The 15471-nt window shown below is 59.0% G+C and carries 14 protein-coding genes and 1 tRNA gene; 8 read left to right on the forward strand and 7 right to left on the reverse strand.

The window, feature by feature from the left end; translation table 11 throughout:
* A partial coding sequence (locus LW884_10710; protein MCE3008798.1) for a hypothetical protein occupies nucleotides 1-191 on the forward strand: 191 nt, incomplete at its 5' end.
* 296 nt (nucleotides 192-487) lie between these two features.
* Here the strand turns inward: LW884_10710 and LW884_10715 are convergent.
* From LW884_10715 to LW884_10730, 4 genes are all read right to left on the reverse strand, one after another.
* A complete protein-coding gene (locus LW884_10715) occupies nucleotides 488-1177 on the reverse strand; it encodes a hypothetical protein (GenBank protein ID MCE3008799.1) in 690 nt (229 codons plus the stop codon).
* A 17-nt stretch (nucleotides 1178-1194) separates the two neighbouring features.
* On the reverse strand, nucleotides 1195-1821 hold the full coding sequence (locus tag LW884_10720) for a hypothetical protein (protein MCE3008800.1): 627 nt from the start codon (nucleotides 1819-1821) through the stop codon (nucleotides 1195-1197).
* Nucleotides 1822-1892: 71 nt separating this feature from the next.
* On the reverse strand, nucleotides 1893-3221 hold the full coding sequence (locus LW884_10725) for a UDP-N-acetylmuramoyl-tripeptide--D-alanyl-D-alanine ligase (GenBank protein MCE3008801.1): 1329 nt from the start codon (nucleotides 3219-3221) through the stop codon (nucleotides 1893-1895).
* Nucleotides 3222-3245: 24 nt separating this feature from the next.
* Nucleotides 3246-4604: a glycosyltransferase family 39 protein gene (locus tag LW884_10730; GenBank protein MCE3008802.1), complete on the reverse strand. Its 1359-nt coding sequence runs from the start codon at nucleotides 4602-4604 to the stop codon at nucleotides 3246-3248.
* A gap of 43 nt (nucleotides 4605-4647) precedes the next feature.
* Between LW884_10730 and LW884_10735 the strand changes: the two genes are divergently transcribed.
* From LW884_10735 to tilS, 7 genes are all read left to right on the forward strand, one after another.
* On the forward strand, nucleotides 4648-5076 hold the full coding sequence (locus tag LW884_10735; protein MCE3008803.1) for an acyl-CoA thioesterase: 429 nt from the start codon (nucleotides 4648-4650) through the stop codon (nucleotides 5074-5076).
* Nucleotides 5045-6088 (forward strand): YihY/virulence factor BrkB family protein, encoded by a 1044-nt coding sequence (locus LW884_10740; protein MCE3008804.1) that lies wholly within the window; start codon nucleotides 5045-5047, stop codon nucleotides 6086-6088. The genes LW884_10735 and LW884_10740 overlap by 32 nt, the downstream gene beginning before the upstream one ends.
* A 74-nt stretch (nucleotides 6089-6162) precedes the next feature.
* Nucleotides 6163-6247 (forward strand) — tRNA-Ser (locus tag LW884_10745).
* A gap of 314 nt (nucleotides 6248-6561) precedes the next feature.
* Nucleotides 6562-6786: a twin-arginine translocase TatA/TatE family subunit gene (locus LW884_10750; GenBank protein MCE3008805.1), complete on the forward strand. Its 225-nt coding sequence runs from the start codon at nucleotides 6562-6564 to the stop codon at nucleotides 6784-6786.
* Nucleotides 6787-6876: 90 nt separating this feature from the next.
* Nucleotides 6877-8283 carry an Asp-tRNA(Asn)/Glu-tRNA(Gln) amidotransferase subunit GatA gene (gatA, locus tag LW884_10755; GenBank protein MCE3008806.1) on the forward strand — a complete coding sequence of 469 codons (1407 nt, stop codon included), beginning with the start codon at nucleotides 6877-6879 and terminating at the stop codon, nucleotides 8281-8283.
* A complete protein-coding gene (locus LW884_10760) occupies nucleotides 8280-10025 on the forward strand; it encodes a transglycosylase SLT domain-containing protein (protein ID MCE3008807.1) in 1746 nt (581 codons plus the stop codon). Before gatA ends, LW884_10760 begins: the two co-directional genes overlap by 4 nt.
* Nucleotides 9997-11292, forward strand: a complete 1296-nt coding sequence (gene tilS / locus LW884_10765; GenBank protein ID MCE3008808.1) for a tRNA lysidine(34) synthetase TilS — start codon at nucleotides 9997-9999, stop codon at nucleotides 11290-11292. The genes LW884_10760 and tilS overlap by 29 nt, the downstream gene beginning before the upstream one ends.
* A gap of 64 nt (nucleotides 11293-11356) precedes the next feature.
* Here tilS and kdsB read toward each other — a convergent pair whose 3' ends face one another.
* From kdsB to LW884_10780, 3 genes are all read right to left on the reverse strand, one after another.
* Nucleotides 11357-12112: a 3-deoxy-manno-octulosonate cytidylyltransferase gene (gene kdsB / locus LW884_10770; protein MCE3008809.1), complete on the reverse strand. Its 756-nt coding sequence runs from the start codon at nucleotides 12110-12112 to the stop codon at nucleotides 11357-11359.
* A gap of 205 nt (nucleotides 12113-12317) precedes the next feature.
* Entirely contained in the window at nucleotides 12318-13331 is a 1014-nt protein-coding gene (locus tag LW884_10775) for a cation diffusion facilitator family transporter (GenBank protein MCE3008810.1), read from the reverse strand.
* The gene (locus tag LW884_10780; protein MCE3008811.1) at nucleotides 13324-15132 is read right to left on the reverse strand and encodes an ATP-binding cassette domain-containing protein; all 1809 of its coding nucleotides are present in this window, start codon (nucleotides 15130-15132) and stop codon (nucleotides 13324-13326) included. The genes LW884_10775 and LW884_10780 overlap by 8 nt, the downstream gene beginning before the upstream one ends.
* Between the last annotated feature and the right edge of the window lie 339 nt (nucleotides 15133-15471).

Below are 15471 nucleotides of genomic sequence, written 5' to 3' on the forward strand. Positions count from 1 at the left end.
AAAGAAAGTTTAGAAATCAGGCTTATTTTATAGTAAAGTATCATATCGAAGAAGCAGAAGAAGAAAGCGAGAGGAGTTATTTTACGGTCTTCTACCTGACCGCTGATAACAGGATGGAAGAGATTACCCACGAGCTATTCTATCGTGAGTTGCGCTATGAGGGATTAAAAAGGAATAGACGGAATAAATGACCTGGGGCGTCGGCATTTGGTCTTATTTTATTTCTTCATCGTGGACAAACATAAGGTCGATCCTTTCACCCCTTGATTATTAATCCGGCCGATTATTATACTTCTCTTATGCAGCATCCGGCATTTAGCAGCCTGGTCACTCTTTTCGAAAAGGGGTGCGAAGCCTACGAGCGCGGCTTCTCCCTTATGTTCCGAGCCGATTTGCAAGATCAAAAAACCACTTTTGCAGTAACAAATCCTTATATGTACAGCTAGTCTTCATGTCTGTATAGCCTTTCGCCCTTGGCCACCGCTGGCTAGTCTCGGGGCTGTAGTACCAGGGGGGTGGGCATGCCCTGGCTGCTATTCAGTACCTGGCCGGCGTAGTTGGTGCGGCTCACCTCCGTTACGCGTATCTCGTAGTACCTGGGGGCTTTTTCCTCGGTGGGGTCATGGTACTGGCTCAGCTGCTGCAGGGCTAGCTGCTGCACACTGGGCAGGCGCCAGGTAGTTTCGTACTGGTTCTTTTTGCTATACACGGCCACTACCGTAACCGATACCATGCCGTAGGCGGCATCTTGGGGATAAGCCTGGGCAAAGTCGGCATCCGGCTGTATGCACAGCACATACTCGTCTTGCAGGTTTACCTTCATCTTGCCCTCCTCCATGGGCACGGGCCGGCCACCGGCGGTAAGTGCGAAGCGGGGGCGGGGTGGCAGCTGCACAGGCCAGCTTAGGGTATCCTGTACCTGCATTCCGTCGCCTTGTATCTGCGTTACAGCCAGGCGAAAGGGGTTGCTTAGGGGTACAGCCTGCCAGCTTCGGTCATCTGCGGGATTGGGTTGTAGCTGGCCATCTGCGGTATGGGCCTGCAGGCGGTAGGCCCGGAGCTCCGGGGCCGGGTGGTCAAGGTTCAGTTCGTTCCGGCAGTCTCTGTACAAGGGCTGCGCATAGCTGGCAGGCAGTAGCAGGGCAAGGAGGCAGGGGATAGTCAGGTGTCGCAGCATGGGGGGGATGTTTGAGTTTAGGGGGCAAGCTGCAGGGTATAGAGCAAAGGCCGTGCCAGATTCTGTTCCATGTGCTGGCCATCATAGCGCAGGCGCCAGATGTCTGCAAGCTTCAGCTCATAGGTGCCGGGGGCGCGGCCTGCCAGCAGGTAGCTAAGTGGCAACTGCTCCATACCTCCACCCATCTGCTGCACGGGTATGGGGTTGCCATAGGCTACCTGCTTGCTTATGGTTATCGGCCCATTTTGGTAGCGCGCATCGCGGGGACAGCGGGCGGCAAAGGCCGAGTCTGGCTGCCATTCCAGGTTGTATCCTTTATCGGTGGGCAGAAAGAGCACCTCGCCCGGCACCAGCTGCACCGTATCGGGTCCATACGGGGCCTGAAACCGAATGAAGGGAACGGGTAGCGGGGGCTGCAGTACCCGGTAGTGCAGGGTGTCTGCTGTAGGGCGGCCCCGCACATTCAGCAGTACCAGAGAGAAGTAGGGGGCTGTGGGATAGGCCCACAGGTACTGGGGGCTGGTTGTATCGGTATGTGCGTGCCCACCCAGCACCCGGTAGGCCTGTAGGGGGGATAGAATATGATTCTCGCACTGCAGATACACCGTATCTACCTGGGCAAGCAGGCTGTGTATGCTGCACATAAATAGCAGTGGTAGGCACTTTTTATAATACTTTATCATACCCTGTCATGTTCTTTTCTATTGACAATAAACTAGTTATCAACATGTGCAATCAGCCGCTCCAGCGCCAGGCCTCGGCTCCCCTTCAGGAATACAGCCTCTGCCTCCGCCCATAAATTGATGAACGCCTGCCGTGCCGCGCTGGCATCGGGGTAGGCAGCTGCCCCTGGCAGGTAGGGCAGCAGCTGGGCCATGGCAGGGCCTACCAGCAGCAGTTGCACCGGGTGCTGGTGCTGTGCCAGCCGGGTAGCCAGCCACTGCCCCAGGCGGCTATGGGCGGCCGCCTCTTCCGGGCCCAGTTCCAGCATATCCCCCAGTACCAGCAGGCTGGCACCCTGGGCCAGCGTGAGGAATGTATCCAGTGCGGCACGCATGCTGGTCGGGTTGGCATTGTAGGCATCCAGCAGCACCTGCTTGCCCTTCAGGTTTTTCCACTGGCTGCGGTTGTTGTGGGGATGGTAGCACGCTACGCCACTCTGTATGGCAGTGGGTGGCACACCCAGCTCCAGGGCTACGGTGGCAGCCAGCAGTACATTCTCGGCATTGTGGTTGCCAGGCAGCACCGTCTGTAGCGGTAGCTGCCCCTCGGGGTACTCCAGCAGCAGCTGTTGCCCCGCTGCATCCTGGCCGAGCTGGCTTATGCGGTACTGTCCGGCCTGGCCATAGGTCGTATCTGCCAGCCGCGCAGCTGGTGCTAGCCAGGGGTCGTCCAGGTTGATAAACAGGCGCCCCCCTTTCTGGGCCACGTAGTCAAAGAGTTCGCGCTTGGTAGCCGCATTGCCCGCCATACCCTGTGCGTAGCCCTGCAGGTGGTCTTCGCCGATGTTGGTTATCAGCGCCCAGTCTGGGTCGGCTATCTGGCACAGCTCGGCTATGTCTCCGGTCTTATTGTCTCCCATCTCCAGCAGGGCCAGCTGGTGTGCTGGTGTCAGCTGCAGGAGCGTAAGGGGCAGCCCGATGTGGTTGTTCCAGTTGCCAGGCGTAGCCAGCAGGGGCAGTTGTTCCGCCAGGATGCTTGCCAGTAGCTCTTTGGTAGTGGTCTTGCCATTACTACCGGTCAGGCCGATCACCCACCGGCCCCACTGCCTGCGGTGGTGGGCCGCCAGGGCCTGCAGGGCACGCAGCCCGTCTTCCACCAGCAGGTGCTGCCCGGTGGTGGCCAGCAGCGGATCGTCTACAATGACGTAGGCAGCCCCGGCTGCCAGGGCCTGGCTGGCAAAGGCATTGGCATCAAAGTTTGGCCCCCTGAGTGCCAGGAAGAGATCGCCCACCTGCAGCCTGCGTGTATCCGTGCACAGCCGGGGATGCTGCTGGTAGTAGGCATACAGCTGCTCGGTATCCAGATACATGGGCTGTGGCATGGCGAAAGGTGCGGGTGCTAAAGGCTAGTACAAACGGTACGGGCCACAGTGGTAGCGTGCCGTATCCGGCCTAAATATAAAGTATTCCGTTTCGGCAAAAAAGCCGTACGCCAGGGCCTCGCCTGGCAGCAGCACCAGGGGCGGCTGCTGCTGCCAGCTGCTGGGTGGATACTGGGGCAGCCGCCACGTGGCCTGTAGGGCAGGCACCAGCTGCAGGTCGTAGGTGAAGTAGGGACGCCCCCCTAGGGCGCTGGCCATGCACCTATGGGCCTGCCGCTCCCGAGCATCCTGCTGCCACAGGGCGGGCAGATAGAAGGGCGTGCGCTGTGCCAGCAGGAAGAAGACAACCACCCCCAGCACCACCCCTACCCGCCGCCTGTAGGGCGTGTAGGCCCGGGCCAGGTAGCGGGCCCAGATGGCAGCCAGCCATTCGCCCAGATACAGGGCCGGAATAGGCATAAGCAGGAGGCCAAAGCGATCATAACCAATGGAACCTGTGAAGAAGAACAAGAGCAGGAGCTGCAGGCTCAGCAGCCAGCCGTCTATCCAGCGGCGGCGCACCCGCACGCGGATAAGCAGGGCCAGGGTGCCCAGCCAAATGAGTGGCTTGAGGGCAATGAAGCGCAAGGCCGCCTGCCAGTTCCATACCCAGAACTCCTCGCTATAGTTAGCCTTTAGCTGCCAGTAGGCCTCCAGGCTGGCCCAGTCGGAAAACCGCAATGCATAGTACAGCAGGGGGGCCAGCGGCAGCAGTAGGCAGATGCCCACTAGCCAGGGCCAGTATGCCAGGCGTGCCCACCAGGCCAGGGCCGTGCCTGCCAGCAGGCTAAGGCCCAGGGGCAGGGCTATGTACTCCTTGCTCAGGATAGCGGCCCAGTAGGCTAGCAGGCAGACCAGGGCCCAGCCCCACCGGCCACCTGCTGCCAGCCGGCACAGGGCCAGCATGGCCAGCAGCAGGTAGCAGATAAGCGGACCCTCGCCCAGGTACTGCGTGCCGTATACCAGAAACTGGATGCTGGTGAGCAGCAGCAGCGCCCCCCAGTATCCCGTGCCTGGGCGCAGCAGCCTGCGCCCTAGCGCAAGCAGGCCGAGCAAGCTGAGCAGCGAAAAACCTACCGCCACGGCCCGGGCCACCCACATGTGTGGGCCTAGCAGCCGCATGGCCAGGGCCATGGGGTAGTTTACCGCAGGGCCTACGGTAATGAAGAGTGAGTGAAGGTCTAGCTGATCCGGCTGGATGGGAAAGGCCTCCTGCCCATGCAGCGCCAGGGTGCGGCCCACCAGGTAGTGGCAGGCATCGTCGTACCACACGGCCTTGTAGACCGCAAATACAGACAACAGCCCCACCGCCGAGGCCCAGAAGAGAATGCGCCCGCCAAGCATGTGCGAAGATACAGCACAGGCCGGAAAGCCCTACCTTTGTAGCATGATCTACACAGAAACCAAGCTACGGGTACGCTATGCAGAGACCGACCAGATGGGCTTTGTGTACTACGGGCACTACGCCCAATACTTTGAGGTAGCGCGTACAGACTGGGTGCGTAGCCTGGGCACCCCGTACCGCGACTTTGAACACACGTACGGCGTAATGCTGCCGGTGCTGGAGCTGCAGGTGAACTATAAGAAGGCCGCTACCTACGATGACGTACTAACCATACGCACCTATGTACGCGAGCAGCCAGGTATCAAGATTCGCTTTGAGCACGAGATTGTAAACGAAGCCGGAGAGGTACTGGTAACCGGGCATGTAGTGCTCGTGTTTGTAAACAAGGAGACCATGAAGCCCTGCCGGCCCCCGGCCTTTTTCCTGGAACAAGTAGCCCATGCGTGGAAAGCTGAAACTTCGCTGGCTTAGGCTGCTGGTCCGTACCGACCAGTGGCTACAGCGGGCCCTGGCCGGTGTAGCGCTACCCGGCTTCCGGCGGGCGCCACTCTATGCCATCCTGCGCCTCTTGTGGCTCGATATTTCCAATCGTGCCTTTGTGCTGAATAGCTCGGCCATGGCCTACGCCTTTTTTCTCAGCATCTTCCCCACGCTCATTTTTGCCTTCAGCCTGCTGCCCTATCTGCCATTTCGCAACCTGGACAGCAGCCTGCAGGCAGCACTGGCCGAACTGCTGCCCGGCCCGGCGTATGAGGTAATAGACGATACCTTTGCCCGCACCCTGCAGCAGGGCTCCATCAGCCGGCTGCTCTTCTCGCTAGCCTTTGTGCTCTTCCTGGGCATACGGGGCGTAACGGTTATGGCCAATGCTTTCAACTCCCTGGACCCCCTGCACCAGAAGGACCGAGGACTGGTAAAGGGCACCCTGCTGGGCCTGTATCTGTATCTCATCCTGCTCTTTATGGGCCTGGTGGGGGTAGCCGTGTGGGTGGAGGGTCAGCAGCTGATTTCGCGCCTGAGCAATGCACCCGGCTGGCTGGGCCTGCTACAGTACTGGGGGGTGGTGCTGGCTTCTCGCCTGGCAATCGTCTTCGTATTGCTGTTTACGCTCAACTTTATCTACCGCATAGCCCCCACCTTCCCCTACCGCTGGCGCACCTTCAGCCCGGGCAGTGTAGTGGCCGCACTGCTGCTGTTGGGTGCCATCCTGCTGCTGGATGTGTATTTCCGCGACTTTTCGAACTACAACAAAATATACGGTAGCCTGGGTGCTGTCATTGTACTGCTGGTGTGGTTCTACTGGCTCAGCTTTGTGCTACAGATCGGCTTCCACCTGAATAGCAACATTGAAGAGCTGGCCGGAGAGCAGCAGCAGCTACGTATGCAGCGCGCCCAGCTGGTCATGCGCCCGCCAGAAGACCCCAATGCACATGCGCAGGGCAGCTGGTATGCCCTACAGCGCAGAGGGAGGCAGCGAAAATAAACCCCAGCTTGCAAAAGTATCCTCCGCCTGCTATATTCGCAGCTCAATACCGGAACGATGTTCGTTTCTGGTATGGGGAGATGGCAGAGCGGTCGAATGCGGCTGTCTTGAAAACAGTTGTACCGAAAGGTACCGGGGGTTCGAATCCCTCTCTCCCCGCCCCCCAAAAGCAGCCCAAAACTGTTTGAAAGTGTGTAGGTTTTGCGCCTACACACTTTTTTTACTACCAGCAATCAGGCCTTTTCGGGCGGGGCTATGCGCAGCACAGCACCCTGCCACAGGGTAAGCCAATGCGCTGCCGGGCGCGTGTACCTGTGTGCTAGCACTGCACCCACCACTACAGGGAATGCACCCCCTTTCCAATCTCTGTTACCGAATAGCATGCCATCCCCATACATTAAGAAACCTGCATTTTACTTAATCCATTATTTCCAGTACCTTTGCCGCCGTACTTAGCACATAATCTTATCTCTATGGACTTTACGATATTCAGCTTCCCGCTGCTACTGGCCGGGCTTGGCGCACAGGAGATCATTGTGATCGCCCTGGTTGTTCTTGTGCTTTTTGGTGCGCGAAAAATACCTGAGTTTGCCAAAGGAATGGGCCAAGGGGTGCGGGAGTTCAAAAAGGCCTCGCAGAACGTAAAGGACGAGATAAAGAAAGAATCGACCGAGGTAAAAAAAGAACTGGAAGACTAAGGCCCCGAGGCCGGATAAGCAGGAGCTGGCGCGTGTGCACCCCGGGTGCATGCTGTATTGCCGCTTTTGCCCCACCGCCATTATTTGCCGATGAGTTACGAAAACTTTCGTCGCCAGTATCTGGAAGGAAAGACAAGCTGCGTGGAGGCAGTTCAGGCCTGCCTGAATGCCATAGAATCCACCCGGCAGTACAATATCTACGTACAGGTATTTGCCGATGAGGCCATGCAAGCAGCCAGGGCACTGGATGCCCTGCCCAAGGAGCAGCTGAAGCCCCTGGCAGGCTGCATCCTGGCGCTAAAAGACAACCTGGCCTATAAAGACCACAGCGTAAGCGCGAGCAGCAAAATGCTGGAAGGCTATACCAGCCTGTACACCGCCACAGCCGTACAGCGGCTGCTGGATGCCGGTGCCATCGTGATCGGAACTACGGGTTGCGATGAGTTTGCCATGGGTAGCAGCAACGAAAGCAGTTACTACGGGCCGGTGTACAACCCGCTAGACCCCACCCGGGTGCCCGGCGGTTCATCGGGCGGCAGTGCCGCCGCCGTAGCTGCAAAAACCTGCCACGCTGCCCTGGGTAGCGATACAGGCGGCTCTATTCGCCAGCCTGCTGCCTTCTGCGGTATTGTGGGCGTAAAGCCCACCTATGGGCGCATCAGCCGCTATGGCCTCATCGCATTTGGCAGCAGCCTGGACCAGATAGGCCCCATGACACAAACGGTGGCCGATGCCCGCCTCTTGCTGGCAACCATGGCCGGTGCCGACCCCCTGGACAGCACCTCGGCGGACAGGCCGGTGCCACAGGCCGGCGAGGCGAAAAAAGGTCCCTACAAAATAGGTGTACTCAAAGAGACCCTAACCTCAAAAGGCATAGACCCCAGGCTGAAGAGCCAGATGGAAGCGCGGATAGCGCAGCTGCGCCAGGCTGGCCACACCGTAGACCTGGTAGATTTTCCGTACTTGGACTATGTGGTGCCTACCTACTACATCCTGGCTACGGCCGAGGCCAGTAGCAACCTGGCCCGCTTTGATGGCGTACGCTACGGCTACCGTAGCCCCAATGCCAAAAGCCTGGAGGAAGTGTACCTGAAGAGCCGAAGTGAGGGATTTGGCCCAGAGGTACAGCGGCGAATTATGCTGGGCACCTTTGTGCTAAGCAGTGGCTACCTGGATGCCTACTACACCAAAGCACAGAAGGTACGCCGCCTGCTGGCAAACTATACCCAGAGCATGCTGGCACAGTACGATGCCCTGCTAAGCCCCACCACCCCCACGGCGGCTTTTGCCCTGGATAGCAGCCACCAGCGAGACCCCATCAGCCTATACCTCTCAGACATCTATACGGTACACGCAAACCTGACCGGAAACCCGGCTGTGTCCGTTCCACACGGCACAGACGAAAATGGCCTGCCGTATGGTGTACAACTTATGGGCGGAAACTGGCAGGAATCCACCATTTTGCACATGGCAGAAACACTCTTTATACCACTATGATACAGAATTTTGCCAAGCCACTCTGTGGCCTCCTACTCATCGCTGGCCTCTTTTCCGCTGCCTATGCGCAGGAAGACCTGGCCGCCTACGCACCCAAAACAGCAGATCGGCTAGACCAGCTGCTAGATCAGTTCTACAGCAACAAGCGCACCCCCCCAACGGCTGAGCAGCTGAAGGCACTGAACCGATACGGCTTTGATGCAGGCGAGATACCCGCCTATCACCCCTCTGTGGTGGAGCACCGCCTGAAGGAGCTGTGCACAGTTGTGCCCCTGGACTACAACCCCATTGTACAGTCGTACATAGACGTGTACATGCTGCGCCGGCGCAGCACCGTATCGCGCCTGCTGGGCCGCCAGCACGTGTTTTTCCCCTACATAGAGGAGGTGCTGGTGCGCGAAGGGCTGCCCGTAGAGCTGAAGTACGTAGCCGTTATAGAGAGTGCCCTGAACCCCAAGGCCCAGTCTTGGGCAGCAGCCGTAGGCCTGTGGCAGTTTATACACGGCACTGCCCGCCTGTACCACATGCGCATGGACAGCTACATAGACGAGCGCCTGGACCCCTACAAAGCTACGGAGCTGGCTGTAGCCCACTTCAAAGACCTGTACGCCATATATGGCGACTGGCTGCTGTGCATAGCGGCCTACAACTGCGGCCCCGGCAATGTAAACCGGGCCATCCGGCTAAGTGGCGGGAAAACCAGCTTCTGGGAAATAAAGCGCTATCTGCCTACAGAAACAGCTGCCTATGTGCCCCTCTTCATAGCCGCCACCTATGCAATGAACTACGCCACCGAGCACAATATCTATCCCGAGTATGAGGACATCTCCTACCCCCATACCTATATCAAGATCCTGAATACACGCACTACCGTAGCCAGCATAGCTGAGGCTGTGGGCATGAATGCCAATGAGCTGCGCGAAATGAACCCCGAACTAAAGCTGGGCATTATCCCCAAGAGCAGCGAACCCTATCAGCTACGTGTGCCCGAGTGGGTGGCAAACAAGGTGCTGGATGACCCCATCGCCTTTTACGACAAGATCCGCACCCACACAGACCCCATGGCCTACCCGGTAAATGAGCAAGCCCTGAAGGCAGCCCTGGCCGAGCGGAAGCCCAACCGATACACCCCCATCCCACCCAATAGCAGCCTGATCTACCACGAACTGAAGGCTGGTGAGACCATGGCTGCTGTGGCGCGCCGCTATCGGGTAACGACGGAGGCACTGGAAGACTGGAACCAGATATGGGGCTACTGGCCCGCTGCTGGTGCCTGGCTAAAGGTGTATGTAGACCCCAAGCTGGAGTATGCCAACCCGAATAACCCGGACCAGAACCCCAGCAGCAGCCTGTATACCCCACCCGTAAAAACCACCGCCCTGGTGGGTAGCCAGGTGCCACCGGTAGCACAGAGCGGCTATGGCCGTACCTACAGGCCGCAGGCTGCTGCCCAGCCCAGCCAGGCTAGCCAATCTCCAAAGGGCACTACCGAACAGGCCCCTACGGCCAGCAAAGCCGCAGTAAGTACCACCGAACATACGGCCAGTATCGCAAACACCAGCAGCGTACGCCCGGTGGCACCCAGCCTGCCGGTTGTGCACGTAGTGCAGGCCGGAGACACACTGTGGCGCATCTGCCAGCGCTACCAGCAGCAGGGCCTTACCCCAAACCTGCTGGCTAGCCTGAATGGCATTAGCCCCGAAACGGCCCTGCATGTTGGCCTCCGCCTCCGCCTCCGATAGGCTACAGCAGGCCATACGCCACTGCTGGCACACCCAGGGCATACAGCGGCCCCTGCTGGCTGTTAGTGCCGGTATCGACTCTATGTGCCTATGGCATGCCGTATGGGCGCAGGGCTATCCGCACGCGGTGGCCTACCTGAACCACGGGCTGCGGGCAGAGGCCGAAGCGGACGAGCAGCTGATAAGCCAACTGGCCCAGGAGCGCAAGGTACCCTTCCACCTGCACCGGGTGCAGGTAGGCCGGGTAAAGGCCGGAGACTCCACCCAGGCAGTGGCACGCCGCCTGCGCTACGCCTGGCTAAGCGAACTAGCTGATAAAGAAGGCTATGACTACATCCTGGTAGCCCAGCATGCCGACGACCAGGCCGAGACAATACTTGCCAGCCTGGTACGTGGCAAAGACTGGCAGGTACTAAAAGGCATTGCCTCGCAGTGGGGCCGGGTATTGCGCCCCTGGCTGGCCATTAGCCGGGCCGAGATAACCACCTATGCGGCCACACACCGCCTGGCGTATCTGGAAGATAGCAGCAATGCCGATACGCATTACCAGCGAAACTACCTGAGGCACACGGTGATACCCCAGCTGAAACAGCTGAACCCCAACCTGCTGGACCACCTGCAGCAGCGCCTGGGCCACTACCAGGCACAGCTGGACATCCTGCAGCAGCAGCTGGAGCCTATGCTACAGGCACGGCTGAGCGGAAACAGCCTGGCCCTGCAGCACGACGAAACCGATGCCCTGCTGATAGCCTACTGGCTGCGTAGCCAGCTGGAGGCCGGGCCCCTGGCCCAGGTGCAGGGGCTGCTACAGGGCCAAAAAGGGGGAGGGATCAATACCCCGGTAGGGCGGTTTATACGCGAGCGGGATGCAATATGCTGGCAGCACACGGCACCCGAGCAGCCTGCCCCCTGCACCCTGCACGGGTTGCCCTGGCAGGGTGTATGGAATGGATTAAAGATCAGCCTGATAAAAACCGCAGCTGGCCCTGCCCCCTTGCGGATGGGTACGCAGCTGGCCCTGCCCCTACAGCTGCGCTGCTGGCAGGCCGGAGACCGCATACAGCTGCTGGGGGGGCCTGTGCAGAAGGTAAGTGATATCCTGACCAATGCCAAGATACCACACGCCGAACGGGCCAGGCAGTGGGTACTGACAGATGCCACAGGCACCCTGCTCTACCTATCTGGCCAGCGCGTAGCCGAGCAGGCCAAGGTACAGGCCAATGCCACACAGCAGTATGTACTGGAGGTAGGACAGGAGGGCGGCTAGCACCACCCTCGAACGGATTTTCCGCAGCGGTGTGGCCATTTTGCACAGCCTACGCCCTGGGGGCTTATTCTACAGGCTTCAGCAGGCTGAGGGCGTACCGGAGGTCTTCTGGGCTGTCTATACTTACCGCATCCTCCAGGGTAATGGCCGTATACACCCGCATGCCATTCTCCATCCAGCGCAGCTGCTCCAGGCTCTCGGCTATCTCCAGTGGGCTTTGCGGAAAGGTAGCCGCCTTTTGCAGGGCCTCTCGCGTAAAGCCATATACACCAATGTGCTTGTAGTAGGTGTGGTGCATCATCCAGTCTTCAGGCAGGGGTATGTGCACGTTATAGGGTACGGTAGAGCGGGTAAAGTACAGCGCATAACCATTTGTCTGGCGCACCACCTTCACGGTATTGCCCGTCTGCATATCGCGGTTATCGGTTATCGGCTTGATGAGGGTAACCACTACATTGTCTCGCCACTTGCTAATGCAGGCGGCTAGCAGGTTTAGCTGCTGGGCCGATATAAAAAAGGCATCGCACTGTATGTTTATGTAGGCATCATAGTCCGGCATCAGCTGGGCCACGGCCCAGGTGCGCTCGGTCCCATTCACGTACTCACCCTGCGTCATTACAGCCCTGCCGCCAAAGCCGATCGTTGTGTTGTAGATGCGGTCATCGTCCGTAGCCACCACCAGATCGGTTATCAGGCGGCACTCGATACAGCGTTTGTACACATGCTCCAGAAAAGTCTTGCCTCCACCTATGTCGGCCAGGGGCTTACCGGGAAAGCGGCTACTGTTATAGCGAGCGGGGATAACGCCGAGTATTTTCATACCGCAAAATACACAATCTCGGAGAAAAAGGAGCGCATCGCCTATCCCCTTGCCCCTCGCCCAGCCGGGTAATAGGGGTGTGGAAAACAGGCCCGATCTATACGGCTAAGCCACACGTACGGTGCCCTCAGCCCTTACTTGGCCTGCCTGCAATAATGTGCTGCCCAGCCTGGAGACTATATGCCCAAATGCTAGCCCCTACAGGTTAGCCCCCAGCGGGCTCTGCTATGCCCAGGGGAGCTGGCTGGCCCACGTTTTCCACGCTACAGGGGCGTGCCTGCTGAAATGCAGCCCTGCGCCCCGGGCAGGCCACTACCTGGCAATAGGCACACAGCTGCTGGAAACAAGGCTCTGAGTGGGTAAAGGTTTCGTACTGCGTGCCCCATATCTCGGCAAATGAGGCCTCCAGCTGGTCCTGTATGGCATGGGCCTCTACTACCGTGAGGTAATAGGGCACAGCCACACAGCAGTCCAGGTGTGTGAAGCTTCCCATCTTTTTGATTCTCAGGTTGTAGATGCTGATCCATTCGGGCTTTCGCACGCGCTCCAGCAGGGCCACCACCTCGGCTATCAGCTTTGGGTCTGCCTCGTCCATCAGGCCATGCACACTCTGGCGCAGCAGCCGGTAGCCGGTATACAGGATGAAGCCCGCCATTACCAGGGCTATGGCAGGGTCTAGCCAGGGGGCCCCGGTTAGCTGGATGGCAATAAGCCCTACTACCAGCCCAATGCTGGTCCAAGTGTCAGTTAGCAGGTGCCTGCCATCGGCCAGCAGCACACGGCTCTGGTGGCGCTTACCCCGGCGGATCATCCAGCTGCCTACCAGGGCATTCACCAGGCCTGCACCGGCTATTAGGTAGACACCCAGGCTGAGCCGCTCCAGCGGCTGGGGGTGCCACAGCGCATAGAGGGCATTAATCATAATACCGAAGCCGCCCACCAGGATAAGCCCCCCCTCGAAGCCCACGGCAAAGAATTCGATTTTTCCATGGCCATAGGGGTGATCTTCGTCTTGCGGCTTGTGCGCATAGATCATGCTATAGAGGGCAAAAGAACCAGCCGCTACGTTGATGAGGCTCTCCAGGGCATCAGAGAGGATGGCATCGGAGCCGGTTAGTGACCATGCGGTGAATTTGACCACCGACAGCAGGATGCTGATGCCCAGCACCCACCGCATGGCCTGACGGTTGCCCCGCTGGTGTGCTGCTTGCTTAGGCATTGGCGATTCGGTCTGGGTCAAACTGCAGGCGTGCCAGCGAGGCATACAGGCCATCGGGCTGCCGGATCAGAGTATCGTGTGTGCCCTGCTCCACAATCTGGCCTTTCTGTAGTACCAGTATGGCATCTGCACGGCGGATGGTGCTTAGCCGGTGTGCTACGATAAAGGTGGTGCGCCCCTGCATCAGCCTTCCGATCGCCTCTTGCACCAGCCGTTCGCTCTCGCTGTCCAGCGCACTGGTGGCCTCGTCCAGGATGAGGATGCGCGGATCTCTGAGTACCGCGCGTGCAATGGCAATGCGCTGCCGCTGGCCACCACTGAGCTTCAGGCCCCGCTCGCCCACCAGGGTATCATACCCGTTGGGGAAACCGCAGATAAAGTCGTGCGCATTGGCCTGCCTGGCAGCAGCCTCTATCTCGGCCTGGCTGGCATCCAGCTTCCCGTAGGCAATATTCTCTCGAATGCTGCCCCCAAAGAGGAAAACGTCCTGAGGTACCAGGGCCATCTGCCGCCGCAGGCTGTGGGGGCCATAGTACTCAGCAGGCTTATCGTCGAAGTAGAGCAGGCCGGCCTGTGGCTGGTAAAACTGCTGAAGTAGGGCCACCACCGTGCTTTTTCCGGCCCCGCTGGGCCCCACCAGGGCAATGGCCTGCCCCGCTTCGGCCCGGAAGCTCACCTGCCGCAATACAGGCACAGCCTCCGCGCCTGGGTAGGCAAAGTCTACCGCCTCAAAGCGTACGGCCCCATTCAGGCGGATCAGGGTCGCATCTGGCGCACCTTCGGGTAGCTCCGGCGCCTCGGCCAGGATGGTACGCACCCGCTCCGTAGCCCCTATGGCACGCTGGAGCTGGGTAAACTCCTGCCCAAAACTACCCATGCTGCCTGCCACAAAGAAGGTGTACATGATAAAGCTGACCAGCTCTCCTGCCGTCAGCTCCTGGCGGGCCACCATATCGGCCCCATAAATGAGGATGCCAATAACGCTGCCAAAGAGGGCCATGATGATGAAACCCACAAAGCCCGATCGGTACCGGATGCTCTTGAGTGCCACCGCTAGCAGCCGGTGCATGGCCGTGCCATAGCGCTGGCGCTCATAGGCCTCGTTGGCATAGCTTTTCACACTCTGTATGCCCTGCAGGGTTTCTTCCACCACGGTGTTGCTCTCGGCCAGGTGGTCCTGCCGGTCTTTGCTCAGGCGGCGGATGTAGCGCCCAAATACAGCAGCTGCCACCACCACCAGGGGGATGGTGCCCAGCATGACCAGGCTGAGCTCTACCGAGGTGTACAGGATAAACCCCAAGCCCAGGCAAAAGACCAGGATGCCCCGGATCAGCTCGGCCAGGGTGCCCACAAAGGTATCCTGGATAAGCGAGATGTCTGAACCAATCCGGCTGCTAAGCTCCCCCACCCTGCTCTTGCCATAAAAAGACATGGGTAGGCGGATGAGGTGGCCATACAAGTCTTGACGCAGGGCTGCCATGGCCTTCTCGCCCACGTAGTAGAACAGGTAAACCCGCAGAAAACTAACCGGGCCCAGCAGGAGCACGCCCCCCCCCAGCAGGTAGGCTATCTGGCGCACCGGGCTGCTGTCTCCCTGCTCGGCGGCGGCCAGGGCATGGTCCAGCAGGTCGCGTATAACGGCCGGAAACAGCATGGTAAGCGTGCCACTGGCGAGTAGCAACAGGAGCGCCCCGGAAAAATGAAGGCGATAGGGCCTGAAATAGCGGTAGAAGCGCAGCAAATCTTGCAGCCCCTGCTTATTTAACTTGCCCTTGGGGGCATCGTCCGTGCGAGTAGCCATTTTTTAGGTAGTAAGGGATCCAGGAGGATCTACTGGAAAAGCCCGATGAAAAAATCAGATAACAAACATAAATTTAGGCAAATAGCCCTGCAGCGATCCTCAAACCGAAGGTATTTCGAACTGCAAGCCACTCAAGTTGCATTTTTTCTGCATACCTGGGCTAAGCGTTTGCCCACTAGGGTAAAGAAATACATGCCAGAGCGGCGGGCTCGTATCCTTTCGGTGCTTCCGCATGCGAGCAGGCCTGTGCGCATCATCTCCGCGCACCCTGAAGCCGCTATGTGGAGCAAAACCGGGTGAATGCGTTGCCCAATGCGAGATCCGAGTTCCCTCAGGGTG

It is taken from the genome of Bacteroidota bacterium, assembly GCA_021300195.1.
Taxonomy (GTDB): Bacteria; Bacteroidota; Bacteroidia; order J057; family JAJTIE01; genus JAJTIE01.

Coding starts and splice junctions, on each gene's coding strand:
- LW884_10715 (MCE3008799.1), bottom strand. CDS start 1,177: ATGCTGCGACACCTGACTATCCCCTGCCTCCTTGCCCTGCTACTGCCT.
- LW884_10720 (MCE3008800.1), bottom strand. CDS start 1,821: ATGTGCAGCATACACAGCCTGCTTGCCCAGGTAGATACGGTGTATCTG.
- LW884_10725 (MCE3008801.1), bottom strand. CDS start 3,221: ATGCCACAGCCCATGTATCTGGATACCGAGCAGCTGTATGCCTACTAC.
- LW884_10730 (MCE3008802.1), bottom strand. CDS start 4,604: ATGCTTGGCGGGCGCATTCTCTTCTGGGCCTCGGCGGTGGGGCTGTTG.
- LW884_10735 (MCE3008803.1), top strand. CDS start 4,648: ATGATCTACACAGAAACCAAGCTACGGGTACGCTATGCAGAGACCGAC.
- LW884_10740 (MCE3008804.1), top strand. CDS start 5,045: ATGCGTGGAAAGCTGAAACTTCGCTGGCTTAGGCTGCTGGTCCGTACC.
- LW884_10750 (MCE3008805.1), top strand. CDS start 6,562: ATGGACTTTACGATATTCAGCTTCCCGCTGCTACTGGCCGGGCTTGGC.
- gatA (MCE3008806.1), top strand. CDS start 6,877: ATGAGTTACGAAAACTTTCGTCGCCAGTATCTGGAAGGAAAGACAAGC.
- LW884_10760 (MCE3008807.1), top strand. CDS start 8,280: ATGATACAGAATTTTGCCAAGCCACTCTGTGGCCTCCTACTCATCGCT.
- tilS (MCE3008808.1), top strand. CDS start 9,997: ATGTTGGCCTCCGCCTCCGCCTCCGATAGGCTACAGCAGGCCATACGC.
- kdsB (MCE3008809.1), bottom strand. CDS start 12,112: ATGAAAATACTCGGCGTTATCCCCGCTCGCTATAACAGTAGCCGCTTT.
- LW884_10775 (MCE3008810.1), bottom strand. CDS start 13,331: ATGCCTAAGCAAGCAGCACACCAGCGGGGCAACCGTCAGGCCATGCGG.
- LW884_10780 (MCE3008811.1), bottom strand. CDS start 15,132: ATGGCTACTCGCACGGACGATGCCCCCAAGGGCAAGTTAAATAAGCAG.